Annotated in this window: 4 protein-coding genes; 3 read left to right on the top strand and 1 reads right to left on the bottom strand. The window is 75.5% G+C overall.

Annotated elements, in window-relative coordinates:
- Positions 1-45 precede the first annotated feature (45 nt).
- Entirely contained in the window at positions 46-7,203 is a 7,158-nt protein-coding gene (locus ACFVX9_RS08495; protein WP_387981033.1) for an amino acid adenylation domain-containing protein, read from the bottom strand.
- 221 nt (positions 7,204-7,424) lie between these two features.
- On the opposite strand from ACFVX9_RS08495, the gene sbnA reads away from it, so the two are divergent.
- The 3 genes from sbnA to ACFVX9_RS08480 all read left to right on the top strand — a co-directional run bounded on the left by sbnA (position 7,425) and on the right by ACFVX9_RS08480 (position 23,840).
- Positions 7,425-8,462: a 2,3-diaminopropionate biosynthesis protein SbnA gene (gene sbnA, locus ACFVX9_RS08490; RefSeq protein WP_063348730.1), complete on the top strand. Its 1,038-nt coding sequence runs from the start codon at positions 7,425-7,427 to the stop codon at positions 8,460-8,462.
- 103 nt (positions 8,463-8,565) lie between these two features.
- Positions 8,566-16,527, top strand: coding sequence for an amino acid adenylation domain-containing protein (locus ACFVX9_RS08485; protein ID WP_387981031.1), 7,962 nt, complete (start codon positions 8,566-8,568; stop codon positions 16,525-16,527).
- Positions 16,524-23,840, top strand: a complete 7,317-nt coding sequence (locus ACFVX9_RS08480; RefSeq protein ID WP_387981029.1) for an amino acid adenylation domain-containing protein — start codon at positions 16,524-16,526, stop codon at positions 23,838-23,840. Before ACFVX9_RS08485 ends, ACFVX9_RS08480 begins: the two co-directional genes overlap by 4 nt.
- The last annotated feature ends 17 nt before the right edge of the window (positions 23,841-23,857 follow it).

Raw genomic sequence — 23,857 nt, 5'->3', positions numbered from 1 at the left:
CCCGTGACGGCCGGGCCCGGATTCCGGGCCCGGCCGTCCGGTCGTTCAGGACCGGCGCAGCGCGGCGTCGGCCACCGCACCGATCCGGCCGGCCGCCTCCCGGCCGAGCATCTCCTCGTGGCCGCAGGCGACGTCGTGCACCGTCAGCGCGCCGGTCAGGTGCGCGCGCCAGCGGTCGGCGAGCTCGGCGGCGGGGGCGCCCTGCACCTCGTCGGCGGCGGTGAACAGCAGCAGCGAGCCGTCGAACCGGCCGGGGGTGAACTCCCGGGCGATGTCCGTGTGGTGGCGCATCACCGCCATCAGCCGGCGCAGCTCCCCGTCGTCGATGCCCGCCCCGGCGGCGTGGTGGGCGAGGAAGGCCCCGCGGATCTCCTCGTCGGTCGGGTTGTGGTCGCCCGGCAGCACCGGGAAGACGTCCAGCGCCGCCAGGAAGGCCACCCGCTCGCCCGCCGCCTGGAGCTGCACCGCCATCTCGTGCGCGACCAGCCCGCCGAAGGACCAGCCCAGCAGGTGGTACGGGCCGTGCGGCTGCACCCGGCGGATCCTCGCCAGGTACGTGGCCGCCAGTTCCCGCACGCCCTGCGGCCGTTCCCACTCCCCCTCGGGCGCGGCGATGCCGTCGGACTGCAGCGCGTACACCGGCCGGGCCGGGTCGAGGTGCGGGGCCAGCTCCGCGTACGGCAGGCCGAAGCCGACCCCGCCGTGCACGCAGAACAGCGGCTCGGCGGTGCCGGCCGGCCGGATCGGCAGCACCGGCTCCAGCACCGTCGCGGGGAGCCGCTGCGAGCCTGCGGGCCGGGCGGCGGCGGCGAGGGCCGCCACCGTCTTGTGGGTGAAGACGTCGGCCAGCGAGAGCGTGAGCCCGGCCTTCGCGGCCCGGCTGACGATCTGCACCGAGCGCAGGCTGTCGCCGCCGAGGTCGAAGAAGTCCCCGTCGGCGCCGACCTGGTCGAGGCCGAGGATCTCGCCGAAGACCCCGGCGATGACCTCCTCGGCCGGCGTGCCCGGCCTCCGCACCGGGGCCTGCGCGGCGGCGGGCGCGGCACCGGGCGCCGGCAGGGCGCGGGTGTCGAGCTTGCCGTTCGCGGTCAGCGGCAGCGCGGGCAGCGTCACCAGCGTCGCGGGCACCATGTGCGCGGGCAGCGACTCGGCGACGAACGCGCGCAGCACCGGCACGTCGACGGCGGCGACGCCGGGCAGCGGCACCACGTACCCGGTCAGCTGGGGCACGCCGGTGGGCGAGGGCGCGACCTGCACCGCGGCCTGCACGACCACCGGGTGGCGCACCAGCGCGGCCTCGATCTCGCCGAGCTCGATCCGGAAGCCGCGCAGCTTCACCTGGTGGTCCACCCGGCCGACGTAGTCGAGCGTGCCGTCGGCCCGCCAGCGGACCAGGTCGCCGGTGCGGTACATCCGGGTGCCGGCCGGCCCGTACGGGTCGGCGACGAAGCGCTCGGCGGTGGTGACGGGGCGGCGCAGGTAGCCGTGTGCCAGGCCGGTGCCGGCGATGTACAGCTCGCCGGTGACGCCGACCGGCGCGGGCGCGAGGGCGTCGTCCAGGACGTACAGCCGGTGGTTGTCCAGCGGGCGGCCGATCGGCGGGCGGCCGCTGCCGGGGCGCAGCGGGTCGCTCCAGGTGGCGCAGACCGAGGCCTCGGTCGGGCCGTAGGCGTTGCGGAACTCGGTCAGCGGGGCGAACCGGTCGACCAGCGCGGCCGGGCAGGCCTCGCCGCCGACCAGCAGGTGCAGGCCCTCGGGCAGCACCACGTCCTCGGGCAGGCCGGCCACCACGGTGGGCGGCAGCACCACGTGGTTGACCTGGTGCTCGGCGAGCAGCGCGCCCAGCACCTCGCCGGAGACCCGGCTCTCGTCGGTGGCGACCACCAGGGTGCCGCCCGAGTACAGCGAGACGCCGAGCTCCCAGACGGTGGCGTCGAAGCTGAACGAGGCGAACTGCAGCACCCGGGTGTCCGGCCCCGCGCCCATCCGCGCCTGGTGGTTGGCGGCCAGGTTGGCCGCCCCCAGGTGCGGCACCGCGACGCCCTTGGGGCGGCCGGTGGAGCCCGAGGTGTAGATCACGTAGGCGACGTCCTGCGGGACGAGCGGCCGGGTGCGGTCGGCGTCGACGGGGTTGCGGTCGGGCCGGCCGGTCAGGTCGGACCGGGTACGCAGGGAGTCCAGGACCAGCGGGACGACGCCCTCGGGCAGCCCCGGGATCCGGTCGGCGACCGCCTCGACGGTCAGCACCTGGGCGGGCGCCGCGTCGTCGAGCATGTAGGCGATCCGCTCGGCCGGGTACTGCGGGTCGACCGGCAGGTAGGCGGCGCCGGTCTTGAGCACCGCCAGCAGCGCGATCACCAGCGGCGCGGAGCGCGGCATCGCCAGCGCGACCACGTCGCCGGGGCCGACCCCGCGCTCCAGCAGCAGGTGGGCGAGCCGGTTGGCCCGCTCGTTGAGCGCCGCGTAGGACAGCCGCATCGTCGCCGGGCCGGCCGGTACGCCGTCCGGGCCGATCAGCGCGGGGTGGTCCGGGTCGGCGGCCGCCAGGCCCTCGAACAGGGCGGTCAGGGTGACCGGGGTGAACGGGGCGGTCGGGCCGGCCCACTCCTCCAGCAGGACGCGGCGCTCCTCGGCGGTGAGCAGGTCGAGGGCGCTGAGCGGCGCGTCGGGGGTGCGGGCGGCGGAGTCGAGCAGGGTGGCCAGGGCCCGGGCGAGGCGGGCCGCCGTCGCCCCGGTGAACAGGTCCTCGCGGTACTCCAGGCGGATGTCCAGTCCGGCCGGGGCGCCGTCCGGGCCGGTCCGCTCCAGCACCTGGAAGGACAGGTCGAACTTGGCCGTCGTGCTGCCGATCGGCAGCACCTCGGCGCTCAGGCCGGGCATCGCGGGCAGCGGGTCGGCACTGTTCTCGAAGGCCAGGATCACCTGGAAGAGCGGCTGCCGGCCCATCGAGCGGACCGGGTTGAGCTCCTCCACCAGGTGCTCGAAGGGCAGTTCGGCGTGCCCGTAGGCGGTCAGGTCGGTCTCCCGGACCCGCCCGAGCAGGGCGGTGAACGCCGGGTCGCCCGAGGTGTCGGTGCGCAGCACCACGGTGTTGACGAAGAAGCCGACCAGGTCCCGGACGGCGTCGTCGGTGCGCCCGGCCACCGGGCTGCCGAGCGGGATGTCGGTGCCCGCGCCCAGCCGGGTGAGGAGCGCGGCCAGGCCCGCCTGGACGGCCATGAACAGGCTGGCGCCGCCGCGCCGGGCCAGTTCGGCGAGCCGGGCGTGGGTCTCGGCGGGCACCGTGCACTCGACCTCGGCGCCGCGGTGCCCGGCCCGGGCCGGGCGGGGGAAGTCGGTGGGCAGGTCCAGCTCCTCCGGGATGCCCGCCAGCGCCTCGCGCCAGTGCGCGAGTTCGGCGCTGGCCAGGCTGTCCGGGTCGTCCTTGGAGCCGAGCAGTTCGCGCTGCCAGAGCGCGTGGTCGGCGTACTGCACCGGCAGCGGCTCCCAGCGCGGCCCGGCGCCGTCCAGCCGGGCCCGGTAGGCGTCGGAGAGGTCGCGGGCGAGCGGGCCGAGCGACCAGCCGTCGGCGGCGATGTGGTGCACCGTCAGGGCCAGCGCGTGGCTGTCCCGGCCGAGGGTGAACAGCCGGGCCCGCAGCGGCACCTGGGCGGACAGCTCGAAGGGGTGGGCGGCCTCGGCGGCCAGCGCCGCCTCCAGCGCGCCCGGCGCCGCCCCGGAGAGGTCCACCACGACCAGCGGGGCGCCGGCCTGCTCGGCCTCCTCGGCGGAGAGCACCAGCTGCGAGGGCAGCCCGTCGGCCTCGGCGAAGACGGTGCGCAGGCTCTCGTGCCGGGCCACCACGTCCCGGACGGCGGCGGCCAGCGCGGCGGCGTCCAGCGGGCCGGTGAGGCGGACCGCCAGCGGGATGTTGTAGCTGCCGGTGGGGCCGTCCATCTTGTCCAGGAACCAGAGCCGCTCCTGGGCGTGCGAGAGCGGCACCGAGGACGGCCGGTTCGGGACGGCGCGCAGCGCGGGGCGCCGGGGGGCCGGCTCCGCCGCGTCGGCGGCCGCCGACTCCGGGTCGAGGGCGCGGGCCAGCGCCTCGGCCGTCCGGGCGTCGAACAGGGCCCGCACCGGGACGTCCGCGCCGAGCGCGGCACGCAGCCGGTTGGCGACCCTGGTCGCGGACAGCGAGTGGCCGCCGAGTTCGAAGAAGTCGTCGTCGGCGCCGACCCGGTCGAGCCCGAGGGCCTCCGCGAAGACCGCGCAGAGCAGTTCCTCGCGCTCCCCCGCGGGCTCGCGTCCGGTGCCCGCCCGCTCGTCCGGCGGGGCGGGCAGGGCCTTGCGGTCGACCTTGCCGTTGGGGGTCAGCGGCAGGTCGTCCAAGGGAACGTACACGGCAGGGATCATGTGCGTGGGCAGCACCGATGACGCCCGCTCCCGCATGCGGTCGCGGTCGATCCCTGCCGGTACGACATAGGCGACCAGGCGGGCGTCCCCCGCCTGGTCGGTGCGGGCCGTGACGACGGCCCGCGTCACTCCGGGCTGCGCCGCGAGCACGGACTCGATCTCGCCGAGTTCGATGCGGTAGCCACGGATCTTCACCTGGTGGTCGCTGCGCCCCGCGTACTCCAGGGCGGTGCCGGCGGCGTCCCAGCGGACGATGTCGCCGGTGCGGTACATCCGCGCGCCGCTCGGGCCGTACGGGTCGGCGACGAAGCGCTCGGCGCTCAGGCCGGGGCGGCCCAGGTAGCCGCGGGCCAGGCCGGTGCCGGCGAGGTAGAGGTCGCCGAAGGTGCCGTCGGGGACGGGGCGCAGCGCGCCGTCCAGGACGTACACCCGGGTGTTGGCGATCGGGCCGCCGATCGGCGGCGGCCCGGCCGCGGTGGTGGTCAGCGGCGCGGCGGTGGACCAGATGGTGGTCTCGGTCGGGCCGTACACGTTGGTCACGGACGCGCAGTGCGCGGTGAGGGTGCGGGCCAGCGGCTCGGGCAGCGCCTCGCCGCCGACCAGGGCGCGCAGGCCGGCCAGCCGGGGGGCGTGGTCGGCGGCGAGCGACTGCCACAGGCTGGGGGTGGCCTGCAGCAGGGTGGCGTCCAGGCCGGTGACGGCGTCCGCCAGGGCGGCCGGGTCGCGGACCGTCTCGCGGTCGGCGACCAGCAGTTCGGCGCCGGCGGCGAGCGGGACGAACAGCTCCAGGTTGGCGATGTCGAAGCCGAAGGTGGTGACGGCGAGGAAGCGGTCCTCGGTGGTCACGGCGAAGCGGGCGACCATGTCCTCGACCAGGTTGACCAGCGCCCGGTGCGGCACCACGACGCCCTTGGGGCGGCCGGTGGAGCCCGAGGTGTAGATCACGTAGGCGGGGTGGTCGGCGCGCGGGGCCGTGCCCGGTACGCGCTGCCCGGGCGCACCGGTCGCGGCGTCCGGGCCGTCCAGGACCCACAGTTCGCCGGTGCTCATCTCGCCTTCGGAGGCTTCGGCGGCGAGGAGTTCGCGCACCCGGCGGTGGGTGAGGGTGACCACCGGGGCGGCGTCGGCGAGCATGTAGCGCAGCCGGTCGGCCGGGTAGTCCGGGTCCAGCGGCAGGTAGGCCGCGCCGGACTTGAGGACGGCCAGGGCGGCGACCACCAGGTCGCAGGAGCGGTCCAGCGCGATCGCCACCACCTGCTCCGGGCCGGCCCCGGCGGCGTGCAGGGCGTGCGCCAGCGCGTCGGCGCGGGCGTGCAGTTCGCGGTAGGTCAGGCGCTCCCCGCCGCAGCGCACGGCGGGCGCGTCCGGGGTGCGGGCGGCCCGGGCGGCCAGTAGCGGGGCCAGCCAGTCGCCGGGCAGCGGCGTCCCGGTGGCGTTGCGGGTCTCGGTGATCCCGGCGCGCTCGGCCTCGTCCAGGACGTCCAGCCGGCCGCACGGCTCGTCGGGCCGGGCGACGGCGGCGGCCAGCAGTCGGGCGAAGCGCCGCCCGACCAGTTCGGCCTCGGCCCGGGTGACCAGCGCGGGCACGTGGTTGACGGCCAGGCCGAACGGGGTGCCGGGGAAGACCGTGAGGGTGACCGGGAAGTGGGTGGCGGAGCGGACGTCGGCGCCGGTCACCCGGGGGCCGGTGCCAGTGGCCAGCGGCAGGCCGCCCATCGGGTAGTTCTGGAACATCAGGGCGGTGTCGAAGAGTTCGCCGCGCACGGCGGTGAGCTGCTGGACCTCCGCCAGGGTCAGGTGCTCGTGCGCCAGCAGCGCGGTCTGCGACCGCTGCACGTCGGCGAAGAGCTCGGCCGGGGTGCGGGCCGGGTCGACGTCCACCCGGACCGGGAGCGTGTTGGCGAACAGGCCCACCATCCGCTCGACGTCCGGGACCTCGGCCGGCCGGCCGGAGGTGACCGCGCCGAACAGCACGGTGTCCTGGCCGGTCAGCCGGGACAGCAGCAGCGCCCAGCAGCCCTGCACCACCGCGTTGACGGTCAGGCCGCGCGAGCGGGCGAAGCCGGTCAGCGCGGTGGAGACCTCGGGGGTCAGCTCCAGCGGGACGGCCTGCGGCAGCGCGGCCGCACCGGCGGCCCGGTCGCGGCCGGCCGGCACCAGCCGGGTCGGGTCGACGACCCCGGCCAGGGCGGCGGTCCAGGCCTGCCGGGCGGCCTCCTTGTCCTGCGCGCCGAGCCAGGCCAGGTGCGCCTGGTAGCGGGCCGCGCCGGCCCGCGGCTGCTTGGCGGGGGTGCCGCCGGCCTTCAGCTCCTCGGCGAGCGCGGCGAGTTCGCCGATCAGCGAGACCATCGACCAGCCGTCCACCAGGATGTGGTGGACGGTCCAGACCAGCCGGCAGCGCCCGCCCTCGGCGCGGGCCAGGGTGAGCCGCTGGAGCGGCGGGCGGGCGAGGTCGAAGCGGCGCAGCCGGTCCTCCTCGGCGAGCCGGTCGAACTCCGTCTCCGGCCCCTCGGCGGAGGCCGCCACCGCGACCTCGCGCCACGGCAGTTCGACCGACGTGGGGATCACCTGGATCGCCTCGCCGTTCTTGCGGTGCCGGAAGCAGGCCTTCAGGTTGGGGTGCCGCTCCAGGAGCAGGCCCGCCGCGGTGCGCAGCGCGGCGGCATCGGCGTCGGTCAGCTCGTCCAGGTCGAGGACCAGCTGAATGGTGTAGACGTCCGTCCCCTCACGGTCGTACTCCGAGAGAAAGAGCAGTCCCTGTTGCAGCGGCGAGAGTGGAAGGACTTCACTGATGGCGGACGGCCGATTCAAACCGGGCTCCTCGTGGAAGGCCTGCAAGTGCGGAATAACAAACGCTTTCCGATGGCGCTGACGAGCAACTGACCGGCAACTGACGGACGGCTGACGCGCGCCTCAGGACGGGTCCGAAACCCTGGTCGCGGACCCCGTCAGCAGTCCGTCAGCCCCTCGTCAGCGCCCGGCGGGAGGCTTGCCGCCGAGGCTAATTCGTTACCGAAGGCCAGGAGTCTCCAGTGCCGGTCATTTCCGCGTCGCACGAATTCGAGGTCAGCGACCTCTTCGTGAATCTGCAGCCGTTCTTCGGGCACCGTCTCTTCCTGAAAGTCGAAGGGTTCAACTTCGCCGGGTCCATCAAGCTGAAAGCGGCCCGGGAAATGGTCGCGCAGGCCGAGGCGGCGGGCGTCCTCGGCCCCGGCTCGACCCTGGTGGAATCCTCGTCCGGGAACATGGGCGTCGCCCTGAGCGTGCTCGCCGCCAGCCGCGGCTACAAGTTCATCTGCGTCACCGACTCTCGCTGCAACGAGGTCACCCGCCGCACCATGGAGTCGTACGGCGCCGAGGTGCACCTGATCACCGAGCCGCACGAGACCGAGGGCTTCCTCGGTGCGCGGATCCGCCACGTCAAGGCGCTGCTCGCCGCCGACGAGAAGCGGGTCTGGCTCAACCAGTACCTGAGTCCGGGCAACTGGATGGCGCACTACCGGACCACCGCGCCGGCCATCGCCCGCCAGTTCCCGGACCTGAACGTGCTGTTCATCGGCGCGGGCACGACCGGGACGCTGATGGGCTGCGCCCGGTACTTCCGCGAGCGGCGCCCCTCGGTGCGGGTCGTCCCGGTCGACAGCGTCGGCTCGGTCACCTTCGGCGCCCCGCCGGCCACCCGGCACATCCCGGGTCTGGGCACCAGCGTGCGGCCCGCGCTGCTGGACGAGTCGCTGGTGGAGCGGGCGGTGCACGTCGAGGAGACCGACACCGTCCGCACCTGCCGCGAACTGATGCGCGGCGGCTTCCTGTTCGGCGGTTCCACCGGGACGGCCGTCAGCGGCGCGCTGCGCTGGCTGAACGAGCACTACGGCGACGGCGCGGGCGGCGTGCGCGAGCGGGTGACCGCCGTGACCATCTCGCCGGACCTGGGCGAGCGCTACATGGACACCGTCTACCACGACGAGTGGGTGCGCGGTTCGGTCGGCCCGGAGGGCCTGCTGCCCGGGGTCGAGCACCGGGGCCTCGGGGCGGGCGTCGCCGCCGGGCTCCAGACGGTGTCCGGCTGACCGGTCCGCCGGGGGCGGGGCCTGCGGGGTCGGAGCCGGCGGGGTCAGAGGGTCGAGAGTTTTCAAGGCGGGGCTGAGGCTGAGAATGACGGAGAGCAAAGCAGTGACGACAAACCGGAACGCTGTCCTTCCGCTCACCGCGGCACAGGCCGAGATCTGGTTCGACGAGCAGTTCGCCGCCGGGCCGCTGGCCTACAACATGGCGGACTACATCGATCTGCGCGGACCGCTCGACGCCGAGCTGCTCGGACGGGCGCTGCAACGCCTCGGCCACGAGGCCGAGGGGCTGCGGGTGCAGTTCGTCGAGGAGGACGGCGCCCCCGGCCAGATCATCCGCCCGCTCGCCCAGCTCCCGCTCAAGACGCTGGACTTCAGCGGCGAGGCTGAGCCCTCGGCGGCCGCCGAGCGGTGGATGCGGGCCGACCACGCCGACCCGATGAAGGTCACCGACTTCCCGCTGTTCCGCGGCGCGCTGATCAGGCTCGCCCCGGAGCACCACCTGCTCTACCTGTGCATGCACCACATCCTCGCGGACGGCTTCAGCCGCTCGCTGCTCTACCCCAAGCTGTCCAGCGCCTACACCCGGCTGGCCGCCGGCGAGGGCCCGGCCGAGCTGGACGCCGACGCCATGCCGGCCTTCCACCGGCTGCTGGACGCCGAGCGCAAGTACCTCGACTCGTCGATGGTCGAGAAGGACCGCGCCTACTGGACGGACCGCCTCACCTCCGACCGGCACGGCGCGGTGCCCGAGCTGGTCTCGCTCTCCGAGCAGGAGCCGGCCCCCGGCCGGGTCGCGCTGCGCGAGACCGCCCGGCTCTCCCCCGCGACCACGGCCGCGCTGCACGCCCTCGCCCAGGACGGCAAGGTCACCATGCCGGTCCTGATGGTCGCCGCGATGGCCGCCTACACCCAGCGCGTCACCGGGGTCGCGGCGCCGCTGCTCACCTTGCCGGTCACCGGCCGGGTCGGCGCGGTCAGCCGCGAGATCCCCGGCATGCTCGCCAACTACCTGCCGCTGGCCGTCCGGGTGCGCCCGGAGATGACCCGCACCGAACTGCTGCGCGCGGCCTGGGTCGAGGTCGCCGGCACGCTGAAGCACCAGCGCTACCGCGGGGACAAGGTCCGCCGCGACATCGGCCTGCGGATCGACGACCAGCGCGCCTTCGGCCCGTTCATCAACGTGCTCAACCAGGACCCGGAGCTGGCCTTCGGCGACTGCCGCGGGGTCGTGGTCAACCTGTCCACCGGCATCGTCAAGGACCTCATCATGACGGTCCTGAACGCCGACGACGGCACCGTCGAGATCCACCTCGACGGCAACCCCGAGCTGTACGAGCCGGCCGAACTCGCCACCCACCTCGCCCGGTTCGAGACCTTCCTCGGCACCCTCGCCACCATGCCCGCGGACCGTCCGCTCGGCCAGGTGGGCCTGGGCGCGACCGGCGAACCGCTCGGGCTGCTCGGCGCCTGGGATCCGGCCACCGCCGCCGACCAGGGCCTGGTCGAGCGGGTCCGCGCCGTCGCGGCCGGTACGCCCGACGCGGTGGCCGTGGCCGACGGCGCCGAGCGGATCGACTACCGCGAACTGGTCGCCCGCGCGGCGGGCCTGGCCGCCCGGCTGACCGCCGCCGGGGTCACCACCGGTTCGGTGGTCGCGATGCTCGCCGAGCCCGGCGTCCCCTTCGTCACCGGTGTGCTGGCCGTCCAGGCCGCCGGCGGCGCCTACCTGCCGCTCGACCCGACCGCCCCCGCCGCCCGCAACACCGGGCTGCTGGAGGACGGCGGCGCCCGCCACCTGCTGGTCGGCGCCGGGTACGAGGCGCAGGCCGCCGAGCTCACCGCCGGGGCGACCACCGCCCTGCCGCTGGCCGACCCGTCCGACTCCATCAGTGGCGCCGAACTCGCCCCTGTCGGAGGCGAGTTGGACCTGGCGTACGTGATGTTCACCTCGGGCTCCACCGGCAAGCCCAAGGGCGCGATGGTGCAGCGCTCGGGGATGATGAACCACCTCTGGGCCAAGGTCGGCGACCTCGACCTGGCCGCCGGGGAGGGCGTCGTCCAGAACGCGCCGCTCACCTTCGACGTGTCGGTGTGGCAGATGCTCGCCCCGCTCATCGTCGGCGGCACCGTCCGGGTCTCCGGCACCGACATGGCCGCCGACCCGGCCGCCCTGTTCGGCATGGCCCGGGACGAGAAGATCGCCGTCCTGGAGGTCGTCCCCTCCCTGCTGCGCGCCGCCCTGGACGCCTGGGACCTCGACGGCACCACCCCCGAACTCCCGGACCTGCGCTGGCTGATGGTCACCGGCGAGGCCCTTCCGGCGGACCTGTGCCACCGCTGGCACGCCCGCCACCCGCACATCCCGATGATGAACGCCTACGGCCCCACCGAGTGCTCCGACGACGTCACGCACGCCGTCATCCGCGCCGGCGACACCCTCACCGCCCGCGTCCCCATCGGCACCGCCGTCCGCAACACCCGGCTGTACGTCCTCAGCGACGAACTCCAGCCCGTCCCCGTCGGCGTCCCCGGCGAGCTCTACATCGGCGGCGCCGGAGTCGGCCGCGGCTACCTCCACGACCCCGCCCGCACCGCCGCCACCTTCATGGCCGACCCCTACGCCGGACCCGGCACCCGGATGTACCGCACCGGCGACCGCGTCATCCAACGACCCGACGGCCAGCTCGAATTCATCGAACGCCGCGACCACCAGGTCAAGATCCGCGGCCGCCGCGTCGAAACCGGCGAAATCGAAGCCGTCATCCGCTCCCTCGACACCGTCGCCGACGCCGCCGTCGCCGTCCTCCCCGACGCCTCCGGCAACCCCCGCCTCATCGGCTACCTCACCGGCCCCGGCGTCGACCCCGCACAGGTCCGGGCCGAACTCTCCCAACTGCTGCCCGGCTACATGATCCCGGCGTCCTGGCTCGTCCTCGACACCATGCCGCTCACCCCCAACGGCAAGCTCGACCGCAAGGCCCTGCCCAAGCCCGCCCTCGGCGAGCAGGACACCCTCCGCGGCCCCCGCACCGAGCGCGAGCGGGTCCTCTGCGACATCCTCGCCGAGGTCCTCGGCACCGGCCGGGTCGGCATCGACGAGGACTTCTTCGCCCTCGGCGGCGACAGCATCCGCTCCATCCAGGTCGTCAGCCGGGCCCACAAGGCCGGACTCACCCTCACCACCCGCGACATCTTCACCCACAAGACCGCCGCCGCCCTCGCCCGGATCGCGGGCGGCGCCGACCCCACGGCGGCGACCGCGCCCGCCGAGGACGCGGGCGGCACCGGCCCGTACGAACTCACCCCGATCATGGGCCAGTTGCACGACGACACCACCAGCCTCACCGGCCCGGTCGTCAAGTACAGCCAGCACGTGGTCGTCCGGGTCCCCGCCGCCCTGGACGCCGAACTGCTCGACGCGGCCCTGCACACCCTGGTCGACCACCACGACGCGCTGCGCACCCGGGCCACCGAACCCGCCCCCGGCCTGTGGCACCTGGAGGCACTGGCCCCCGGCGCGCTCGCCGGCGTCCGCCTGGTCGCCACCGCCGAGAACGGCGCCGGCAGCGGCGCCGACGACCAGGACGCCCTCGGCTTCGCCGAGCGGCAGGCCTCCGCCGCCCGCGCCCGGCTCGACCCCGCTGCCGCCGTGATGATCCAGGCCGTGCTGATCGGCGCGGCCCCCGGCGCCGACACCGCCCTGCTGGTGCTCTCCGCCCACCACCTGGTCATCGACGGCGTGTCCTGGCGGATCCTGCTGCCCGACCTCGCCGCCGCCTGCGAGGCGCTGGCGGCCGGCCGCACCCCCGCCCTCGACCCGGTCGGCACCTCCTACCGCGCCTGGTCCCAGCTGCTCGCCGCGCAGGCCCGCACCCAGGTCCGCGGCCCCGAACTCGCCCTCTGGCAGTCGATCCTGACCGGCCCCGACCCGCTGGTCGGCACCCACCGGCTCGACCCCGAGACGGACGTCTACGGCACCCAGCGCACCCTGCGCCTGGAGCTCGGCCCCGAGGTCACCGGCCCGCTGCTCACCGACGTCCCGGCGGCCTTCCACGCCGAGGTCAACGACGTCCTGCTGACCGGCCTCGCCCTCGCCGTCGCCGACTGGCGCCGCCGGCACGGCCGCGCCGACTACGCCCAGACCCTGATCGAGCTGGAGGGCCACGGCCGCGAGCAGCTCAGCGACGGCCTCGACCTGTCCCGCACCGTCGGCTGGTTCACCAGCGCCTTCCCGATGCGCCTCGACCCCGGCACGCTCGACTGGGACGAGCTCTGGGCCGGCGGCCCCGCCCTCGCCGCCGCCCTCAAGCGGATCAAGGAGCAGCTGCGCGCGCTGCCCGACCGCGGCGTCGGCTACGGCCTGCTGCGCTACCTCAACCCGCACGCCGCCCGCGCCCTGGCCGGCCACCACAAGCCGCAGATCGGCTTCAACTACATGGGCCGCTTCGACGCCCGCGAGGCCCGCCTCTGGGAGCCGGCCGGCGGCGACGGCGTGGTCGGCACCGGCGCCCACCCCGGCATGCCGCTGCCGCACCTGCTCGACGTCACCCCGGCCACCGAGGACCGGCACGACGGCCCGCACCTGATCGCCAACTGGTCCTGGGCCGGCCGGACCGTCGCCGAGGAGGACGCCCAGGACGTCGCGGACACCTGGTTCCGCGCCCTCGAACTGCTCGCCCGGCACGCCACCGCCCCCGGCGCGGGCGGCCGCACCCCCTCCGACCTGCCGCTGGTCGCCCTGGCCCAGGACGAGATCGAGGAGTACGAGGCCGAACTCGCCGAGGCCGGCACCGCCCTCGCCGACGTCCTGCCGCTCACCCCGCTCCAGCAGGGCATGCTCTTCCACGCCGACTACGACACCGCCGCCGGCAGCGCCGCGGACGCGGTCGACGTCTACACCCTGCAGATCGTCGCCGACATCGAGGGCGACCTCGACGCCGACGCCCTGCGCGCCGCCGGGCAGACCCTGCTCGACCGGCACCCCAACCTGCGCGCCGCCTTCCGCGCCCGGGCCACCGGCGAGCCCGTCCAGGTCATCGCCCAGCACGCCGAACTGCCCTGGCTGGAAGCCGACCTGACCGACCTGCCGGAGCCCGCCCGGGCCGCCGAGCTGAACCGCATCACCGAGGCCGAGCGCACCCGCCGCTTCGACCTCGCCGCGCCGCCACTGCTGCGCTTCGCGCTCGTCACCCACGGCGAGGGCCGGCACCGGTTCATCTGGACCAGCCACCACATCCTGGTCGACGGCTGGTCGATGCCGCTGCTCGTCCGCGAGCTGTTCGCGCTCTGCGCGCCCGGCGCGGACGTCGCGCTGCTGCCCGACCCGGCCCCGTACCGCTCGTACCTGGCCTGGCTGACCGCGCAGGACCGCACGGCCGCCCGGGCCGCCTGGCACGAGGTGCTGGCCGACATCGACGAGCCCACCCTGCTCGTCCCCGCCGACCCGAGCCGCCTCCCGGCGCTGCCCGACGCGGTGCTCGCCGAGGTGCCGCGCGAGCTGACCGCCGCGCTCGCCGGCTGGGCCCGAACCCAGGGCCTGACCGTCAACACCGTGGTGCAGGGCTGCTGGGCGCTGCTGCTCGGCCGGCTCACCGGCCGCCAGGACGTGGTGTTCGGCGCCGTCACCTCCGGCCGCCCGGCCGAGGTCCCGGACGTCGAGTCGATGATCGGCATGTTCCTCACCACCGTGCCGGTCCGGGCCCGGCTGCACCCCGGCGACACCCTCGCCGAACTGCTGCACGCCCTCCAGGACCAGCAGACCGCGCTGCTCCCGCACGAGCACCTCGGGCTCGCCGCGATCCACCAGGCCGCCGGCCTGTCCGGCGAGGTCTTCGACACCGTGGTGCTGTTCGAGAACTTCCCGCTGGACGAGAACGGCCTCGACACCGGCGTCGCCGACGGCCCGCGCATCGTCCGCACCGAGGCCCTGGACGCCCGGCACCACCCGCTGAGCCTGGTGGTCCACCCCGGCGACAGCCTGCACCTGCGGCTGGACTACAACCCCGGCCTGTTCGGCCGGGCCGAGGTCGAGCGGGTCGCGGCGATCTTCCAGCACCTGCTGCGGACCGTCGCCGAGCGGCCCGGACTGCCGCTCGCCCAGGTCGACGTGACCGCCCCGGCGGACCTCACCGGCACCGGCACCCCCGGCGAGCTGGGCGGACTGCTCGGCGCCTGGGACCCGTCGATCCCCGAGGAGAGCCTCGGCGTCGTCGAGCGGGTGCGCGCCGTCGCCGCCCGCACCCCCGAGGCCACCGCCGTCACCGACGGCGCCGGCTCGCTGACCTACCGGGAGCTGGTCGAGGCGGCCGGCGGCCTGTCCGCGGGCCTCGCCGAGGCCGGGGTCACCACCGGCTCGGTGGTCGCGATGCTCGCCGAGCCCGGCGTCCCGTTCATCACCGGCGTGCTGGGCGTGATCGGCGCCGGCGGCGCCTACCTGCCGCTCGACCCGGCCGCCCCGGCCGCCCGCAACACCGGGCTGCTGGAGGACGGCGGCGCCCGCCACCTGCTGGTCGGCGCCGGGTACGAGAAGCAGGCCGCCGAGTTCGCCGGCGCGGTCCAGGGCGGGCCGGTCACCGTCATCGGCCTGGAGCAGGCCGCCGACGCACGGGCCCTGCCCGACTGCGTGGGCACCGGGCTGGACCTGGCGTACGTGATGTTCACCTCCGGCTCCACCGGCAAGCCCAAGGGCGCGATGGTGCAGCGCTCCGGCATGATGAACCACCTCTGGGCCAAGGTCGGCGATCTCGACCTGGCCGCCGGGGAGGGCGTCGTCCAGAACGCGCCGCTCACCTTCGACGTCTCCGTCTGGCAGATGCTCGCCCCGCTGGTCGTCGGCGGCACCGTCCGGGTCTCGGGGACGGAGATGGCCGCCGACCCGGCCGCCCTGTTCGGCATGGCCCGGGACGAGAAGATCGCCGTCCTGGAGGTCGTCCCCTCCCTGCTGCGCGCCGCCCTGGACGCCTGGGACACCGAGGGCGACGCCCCCGAACTCCCGGACCTGCGCTGGCTGATGGTCACCGGCGAGGCCCTCCCGGCGGACCTGTGCCAGCGCTGGCACGCCCGCCACCCGCACATCCCGATGATGAACGCCTACGGCCCCACCGAGTGCTCAGACGACGTCACCCACGCGATCATCCGCGCCGGCGACACGCTCACCGCCCGCGTCCCGATCGGGACGGCGGTGCGCAACACCCGCCTCTACGTCCTCAGCGACGAACTCCAGCCCGTCCCCGTCGGCGTCCCCGGCGAGCTCTACATCGGCGGCGCCGGAGTCGGCCGCGGCTACCTCCACGACCCCGCCCGCACCGCCGCCACCTTCATGGCCGACCCGTACGCCGGACCCGGCACCCGCATGTACCGCACCGGCGACCGCGTCATCCAACGACCCGACGGCCAGCTCGAATTCATCGAACGCCGCGACCACCAGGTCAAGATCCGCGGCCGCCGCGTCGAAACCGGCGAGATCGAAGCCGTCATCCGCTCCCTCGACACCGTCGCCGACGCCGCCGTCGCCGTCCTCCCCGACCCCTCCGGCAACCCCCGCCTCATCGGCTACCTCACCGGCCCCGACGTAGACCCGGACCGGATCCGCCGTCACCTGGCCGAGCTGCTGCCCGGGTACATGATCCCGGCGTCCTGGCTGGTGCTGCCCGCCATGCCGCTCACCCCCAACGGCAAGCTCGACCGCAAGGCCCTGCCCAGGCCCGACCTGGGGGACCAGGAGGAGGCCCGCGCGCCGCGCACCGAGCGCGAGCAGGTGCTGACCGAGATCCTGGCCGAGGTCCTCGGCACCGGCCGGGTCGGCATCGACGAGGACTTCTTCGCCCTCGGCGGCGACAGCATCCGCTCCATCCAGGTCGTCAGCCGCGCCCGCAAGGCCGGACTCACCCTCACCACCCGCGACATCTTCACCCACAAGACCGCCGCCGCCCTGGCCCAGGTCGCCGAGGAGCAGGAGCAGAACCCCGCCGAGTCCGCCCCGACGGAGCCCGAAAGCAGTCTGATCGCCCTGTCCGACGAGGAACTGGCCGATCTGGAATTCGAGTTGAATGAGGAACTTTCGTGACGACCGCCCCCAGAACCGGGTCGAAGATCAGCGAAGTACTTCCGCTCTCCCCCCTCCAGCAGGGGCTGCTGTTCCTGTCCTCGTACGACCAGGCCTCGCCCGACCTGTACACCCTCCAGTTCGTCGCGGAGATCGACGGGCCGGGCGCGGGTGACGGCGAGCAGCTCGCCGCCCGGCTGCGCGCGGCCTCGGCCGCGCTGCTGCGCCGGCACCCCAACCTGCGGGCCTGCTTCCGCAACCGCAAGACCGGCGAGCCCGTCCAGGTCGTCCTCAAGGAGACCGAGGTCGAGCCGCAGTGGCAGCTGCACGACCTCACCCACCTGCCCGAGGCCGACCGGGAGGAGGAGGCGCAGCGGCTGACGCGTGAGGACCGGCTGCGCCGGTTCGACCTGGCGCGGCCGCCGCTGATGCGGTTCACCCTGATCCGGCTGGGCGCGGGGCACCACCGGTTCCTCTGGTCGGTGCACCACATCGTCATGGACGGCTGGTCGTTCCCGCTGGCCGTCCGCGAGCTGGTGCTGCTCGGCGACGAGGCGGGGGCGGCGGCGCTGCCCGCACCCGCGCCGTACCGCTCGTTCCTGACCTGGCTGAACGGCCGCGACCGGGCCGCCGCGCGGGCGGCCTGGGCGCAGCTGCTGGACGGCCTGGACGGGCCGGTCCGGGCGCTGCCCGCGGCCGGCGACGGCGAGTCCCTCGAACTGCCGTCGCTCGTCCGGGGGTTCCTGTCGCCGGAGCGCACCGCGGCGCTCGCCGGCTGGGCGCGCGGCCGGGGCCTGACCCTCAACACCGTGGTGCAGGGCTGCTGGGCGCTGCTGCTCGGCCGGCTCACCGGCCGCGAGGACGTGGTGTTCGGGTCGGTCACCTCCGGCCGCCCGGCCGAGGTCCCGGACGTCGAGTCGATGATCGGCCTGTTCGCCAACACCCTGCCGGTCCGCGCCGATCTGCGCCCGGACCAGCGGGCGAGCGAGCTGTTCGAGGCGCTGGCCCGCCAGCAGCTCGCGATGATGCCGCACGAACACCTGCCGCTCGCCGAGGCGCAGGCCGCCTCCGGCGTCCAGGGCGAGCTGTTCGACACCGTCCTCGCCTTCCAGAGCTACCCGCTGGACGAGGCCGCGCTGTTCCGCGAGTCGGGCGGCACCGTCAGCTCCGCCCAGGTGCTCTCGGCCACCCACTACCCGCTGAGCCTCACCGTCTTCCCCGGCGAGCGGCTGGACCTGCACCTCGCCTACCGGCCCTCGGCCTTCGCCGAGGCCGCTGAGCACACTGACACCGCCGAGGACCCGCAGTCGTCCGCGCAGCGCGTCCTGGACCGGCTGGTCCGCGTCCTGGAGCAGGTCGCCGACGACCCGCAGGCCCCGCTCGCCCGGCTCGGCGCGCCCGAGCCCGCCGAACTGGCCCGCATCCTCGGCGAGTGGAGCGGCGCCTCGGCCGCCCCCCGGGAGCCCGCGCGGCGCGCCACCGTCGCGGAGCTGTTCGCCGAGCAGGCCGCCCGCACCCCGGACGCCGTCGCGGTCACCGCCCCCGGCGAGGCCGCCCTCAGCTACCGCGAGCTGGACGAGCGGGCCAACCGGCTCGCCCACCTGCTCGCCGCCCGCGGCGCCGGCCCGGAGAGCCTGGTGGCCGTCGCGCTGCCGCGCGGCGTCCAGCTGATCGTCGCCGTCCTGGCCGTCCTCAAGGCGGGCGCGGCCTACCTGCCGCTGGAGCCCGGCCACCCGGCCGACCGGATCGGCTACACCCTGCGCGACGCCCGTCCGGCGCTGCTGCTGACCGCCGGCGGCGTGCTGCCCGAGCCGCCCGACGCCCCGGACCTGCCACGCCCGGACCTGCCGCGCCTGGACCTGGACGCCCCGGAGACGGCCGCCGCGCTGGCCGCCCACCCGGCCACCGCCCCGGACACCGCGGTCTCCCCCGAGCACCCGGCCTACGTCATCTACACCTCCGGCTCCACCGGCCGCCCCAAGGGCGTCGTGGTGCCGCACCAGAACGTGGCGCGGCTGCTGGAGGCCACCGACGACTGGTTCGACTTCGGCCCCGGCGACGTGTGGACGCTGTTCCACTCCATCGCCTTCGACTTCACCGTCTGGGAGCTGTGGGGCGCGCTGCTGCGCGGCGGCCGGCTGGTCGTGGTGCCGTACGACGTGTCGCGCTCCCCCGACGCCTTCCTGGACCTGCTCGCCGAGGAGCGGGTGACCGTCCTCAACCAGACGCCGTCCGCCTTCTACCAGCTGATGCGCGCCGACGCCGACCGCCCGCGCCCGCTCGCCCTGCGGACCGTGGTGTTCGGCGGCGAGGCGCTGGACATCGGCAAGCTCGCCGACTGGTACGCCCGGCACGCCGACGACGCGCCGCGCCTGGTCAACATGTACGGCATCACCGAGACCACGGTGCACGTCTCCTACCAGGAGCTGGACGCCCCGACGGCCGCCGCCGGCGGCGGCAGCGTGATCGGGCGCGGCATCCCGGACCTGCGGGTCTACCTGCTCGACGGCGCCCTGCAGCCCGTCCCGGCCGGCGTGCCCGGCGAGCTGTACATCACCGGCCCCGGCCTGGCCCGCGGCTACCTGCGCCGCCCCGACCTCACCGCGGCCCGCTTCGTCGCCTGCCCGTTCGAGCCCGGCGGCACCCGGATGTACCGCACCGGCGACCTCGGCCGCTGGCGGGCCGACGGCACCCTGGAGTACCTGGGCCGCGCCGACGAGCAGGTCCAACTGCGCGGCTTCCGGATCGAGTTGGGCGAGATCGCGACCGTCCTCGGCCAACACCCCGCAGTCGCCGAGGCGGCCGTGATCGCCCGCGAGGACCGGCCCGGCGACCAGCGCCTGGTCGCCTACGTGGTGCCCCGCGACGGCGCCGACCCGGCCGGGCTGCGGGAGTTCGCCGCCGAGCGGCTGCCCGAGTACATGGTCCCGGCGGCCGTGGTCCCGCTCGCCGCGCTGCCGCTGACCGCCAACGGCAAGCTCGACCGCCGCGCCCTGCCCGCTCCCGCGTACACCACCTCGGCCCGCAGCCCGCGCACCGCCGAGGAGGAGCAGCTCTGCGGCGTCTTCGCCGAGGTGCTCGGACTCGACCGGGTCGGCGTCGACGACGACTTCTTCACCCTCGGCGGCCACTCGCTGCTCGCCACCCGGATCGTCAACCGGGTCCGCGCCGAACTCGGCGCCGAACTCCAGGTGCGGGACCTCTTCGAGGCCCCCTCCCCCGCCCGCCTCGCCGAACGGCTGGCCGCCGCCGCACCCGGCCGCGCCCCGCTCGCCGCCGGGCCGCGCCCGGCCGTGCTGCCGCTGTCGTACGCGCAGCAGCGGCTCTGGTTCGTCGAGCACCTGGGCGCACCCGGCGGGCTGTACGCCATCCCGCTGGCGATCCGCCTCTCCGGGCGGCTCGACACCGCCGCCCTGACGGGCGCCCTGCAGGATGTGGTCACCCGGCACGAGGCGCTGCGCACCGTCTTCCCGCAACACGCCCCCGCCGGGGCCACCCCCGGGACCACCCCCGGGACCACCCCCGGGACCACCGGCAGCGGACCGGCCGAACAGCGGGTGCTCACCCCGGCCGAGGCCGCCGTCCCGCTCCCGGTGAGCGAGACCACCGAGGCGGGCCTGCCCGCCGCCCTCGCCGCCGAGGCCGCGCGCGGCTTCGACCTGGAACGCAGCCTCCCGCTCCGCGCCCGCCTGTTCCGGCTCGGCCCGGACGAGCACGTGCTGACGATCGTCCTGCACCACATCGCCGGCGACGGCTGGTCGCTCGCCCCGCTCACCCGCGACCTCACCGCGTACTACCGGGCCCGGGTGGCCGGCCGCCCGGCCCAACTGCCGCCGCTGCCCGTCCAGTACGCCGACTACGCCCTGTGGCAGCGCGGACTGCTCGGCGCGGAGGACGACCCACAGAGCGAACTCACCCGCCAACTCGCCTACTGGGCCGAGACCCTGAAGGGCCTGCCGGAGGAACTGGCGCTGCCCTTCGACCACCCGCGCGGCACCCGGGCCGAGCACCGCGGCGACGTCGTGCGCACCACCGTGCCGCAGCCGCTCACCGCCGAGCTGCACCGGCTCGCCGCCGCCTGGGGCGTCAGCGCCTTCATGCTGCTGCGGGCCGGGCTCGCCGCCCTGCTCACCCGGCTCGGCGCGGGCACCGACATCCCGCTCGGCAGCCCGATCGCCGGCCGCACCGACGAGCGGCTCGACGAGCTGGTCGGCATGTTCGTCAACACCCTGGTGCTGCGCACCGACACCTCCGGCGACCCGGGACTGCGCGAGCTCGCCGAACGGGTCCGGGCCTACGACCTGGCCGCCCACCAGCACCAGGACGTGCCCTTCGAGAAGCTCGTCGAGGTGCTCAACCCCGAGCGCTCGATGGCCCGGCACCCGCTGTTCCAGGTGATGCTCGGCTTCCAGCAGGCCGGCCCGGCCCCGGCGCCCGAGGACGACCCGGAGCTCGCCGTGACCGAGCAGCCGGTGCCCGTCCGGACCGCCAAGTGGGACCTGTTCTTCCAGCTCACCGAGCAGGCCGGCGGCGCGCTCGCGCTCGCCGTCGAGTACCGCACCGACCTGTTCGAACCCGCCACGGCCCGCCGGATCACCGACGCCTACCTGCGACTGCTCGCCGCCGCCCTCGCCGAGCCCGCCCGGCCGCTGTCCCGGCTGGACCTGCTCGGGCCCGAGGAGGAGGCCGAACTGCTCGCCCTCGGCACCCACCGGGCCGGTACCCCGCGCAGCACCCTCACCGCCCTGGTGGACCGCCGGATCGCGGCCACCCCGGACGCGGTCGCGCTGGTCCACACCGAGCCCGGCCACCCCGAGCGGCTGCGGCACACCAGCTACGCCGAACTGGACGCCGAGGCCAACCGCCTGGCCCACCTGCTGACCGCGCGCGGCGCCCGCCGGGGCGACCTGGTGGCGCTGCGCCTGGAGCGCGGCCCGGCCGTGGTGAGCACCCTGCTGGCGATCGCCCGCACCGGCGCGGCCTACCTGCCGATCGACCCGTCCTACCCCGACGAGCGGGTCCGCGACATGCTGGCCGACAGCGGCGCCCGGCTGCTCGTCACCGAACGCTCCCTGGCCGAACGGGAGCTCCCCGCCGGGGTCGTCGAGCTGCTCCTGGACGCCCCCGAAACCCTGGCCGACCTGGCCGACCGGCCCGTCACCGCCCCGGTGCCCGCCGCCCCGATCGACCCCGACGACCTGCTGTACGTCATCTACACCTCCGGCTCCACCGGCAAGCCCAAGGGCGTCGCGGTCCCGCACCGCGCCGCCGTCCGCCTGGTCCTGGGCCTGCCGGAGCTGGCGCCGACCGCCGCGGACACCTTCCTCTACTTCGCGCCGGTCGCCTTCGACGCCTCCACCTTCGAGATCTGGGGCGCGCTCGCCCACGGCGCCCGGGTGGCGGTCCACCCGCCCGGCCCGGCCGACCCGCAGGCCCTGGAGTCCTTCCTGGCCCTCGCCCGGGTGAGCGTCGCCTTCCTCACCACCCAGTTGTCCAACACCATCGCCGACACCCGGCCGCGCGCCCTGGCCCCGCTGCGGGCGCTGCTCACCGGCGGCGAGGCGCACTCCCGCGACCACCTGGACCGGCTGCGGGCCGCCCTGCCGGACACCACGGTGTTCAACGTGTACGGCCCCACCGAGACCACCACCTTCGCCACCGGCCAGGACCTCGGCCGTGCCGAGGGCACCGTCCCGATCGGCCTGCCGATCGGCGACACCCGCGCGTACGTCCTGGACGAGGCGCTGCGGCCGGTGCCGCGCGGCGTGGTCGGCGAGCTGTACCTGGCCGGCGAGGGCCTGGCCCGCGGCTACCTCGGCCAACCCGCGCTGACCGCCGCCCGCTTCACCGCCTGCCCGTTCGGCGCGCCCGGGGAACGCATGTACCGCACCGGCGACCTGGTCCGCTGGGACCGGCACGGCCGGATCGAGTACGTCGCCCGCGCCGACCAGCAGGTCAAGATCCGCGGCTACCGGGTCGAACTCGGCGAGATCGAACGGCTGCTGGCCGAGCACCCGGCCGTCGCCCGGGCCGCCGTCCTGGCCCCCGCCGACGCCGCCGGCCAGCGCCGCCTGGTCGCCTACCTGGTGCCCGCCGACGGCCGGCCGACCCCCGGACCGGCCGAGTTGCAGGGCCACCTGGCCCGCTCGCTGCCCGGCCACATGGTGCCGGAGAGCTACACCGCACTGCCGGAACTGCCGCTGAACGCCAACGGCAAGCTGGACGTCAAGGCCCTGCCCGCCCCCGCGGCCACCCCCTCGGCCCGCGCCCCGCGGGCGCCCCGCACCGAGCCGGAACGGCTGCTCTGCGCCGCCGTCGAGGAGGTCCTGGGCACCGGCCCGGTCGGCCCCGACGATTCCTTCTTCGCCCTCGGCGGGGACAGCCTGAAGGCGATCCGGCTGGTCAACGCGGCCGGCCGGGCCGGGCTGCCGATCAGCCTCGGCGCGGTCTTCGAGCACCGCACCCTGGAGGCGCTGGCCGCGGCCGCCGCCACCGGGGGCGGCGCGGTCGACCTGCTCGGGCCCGTCCTGCCGATCCGGCCCACCGGCGGGCGGCCCCCGCTGTTCTGCGTGCACGGCGGCCTCGGCTTCGCGATCCCGTTCGCGGCGCTCGCCGAGCACCTCGACCCGGAGCAGCCGGTCTACGGCCTCCAGGCCCGCGGCCTGTCCGACGACGGCCCGCTGCCGACCGACCTGGGCGACGTCGCCGAGGAGTACCTGGCCCGGGTGCGCGCCGTGCAGCCGCACGGCCCGTACCACCTGCTCGGCTGGTCCTACGGCGGCGTCGTGGCGCACGAGATGGCCGTCCGGCTGCACGCCGCCGGCGAACAGGTGGCGTTCCTGGCCAACCTGGACGCCTACCCCGACGACGCCCTCGGGGCCCGGCCCAGCGACGCCGAGTTCCTCGCCGACTTCCTGGCCGAGGCCGGGGTCGACGCGGCGGAGCCGGAACGGCTCACCCCGCAAGGCGTCGCCGCACACCTGGCCCGCACCGAAGGCCCCCTCGCCGCGCTCGAACCGGGTACGCTGGAACGGCTGCTGGGGGTCATGCGGAACAACCTGGAGCTGTTCCAGCGGTTCACCCCGGGCCGCTTCGACGGCTGCCCGATGACGCTCTTCGTGGCGGTCGGCGGCGACACCCGCCCCACCCCGGAGGAGCGCGCCCTCAAGGTCAAGAGCTGGGAGCCGCACGTCGGTTCCGCCGTCCTCGCGCACGACGTGGACAGCGGGCACCAGCAGCTGCTGCAACCCGCACCGGCGGCGGCGATCGGCGCGGTCGTCGAACACGCCCTCGCCGCCCTGGCCGCGAGCCCGGCCGGCACCCCGACCACCTGACGCCCGGTCAACCCGGC

It is taken from the genome of Kitasatospora sp. NPDC058243, from assembly GCF_042882025.1.
GTDB lineage: Bacteria > Actinomycetota > Actinomycetes > Streptomycetales > Streptomycetaceae > Kitasatospora.
Note: the sequence above shows the minus strand (reverse complement) of the source record. Positions and strands in the feature narration are given on the sequence as shown.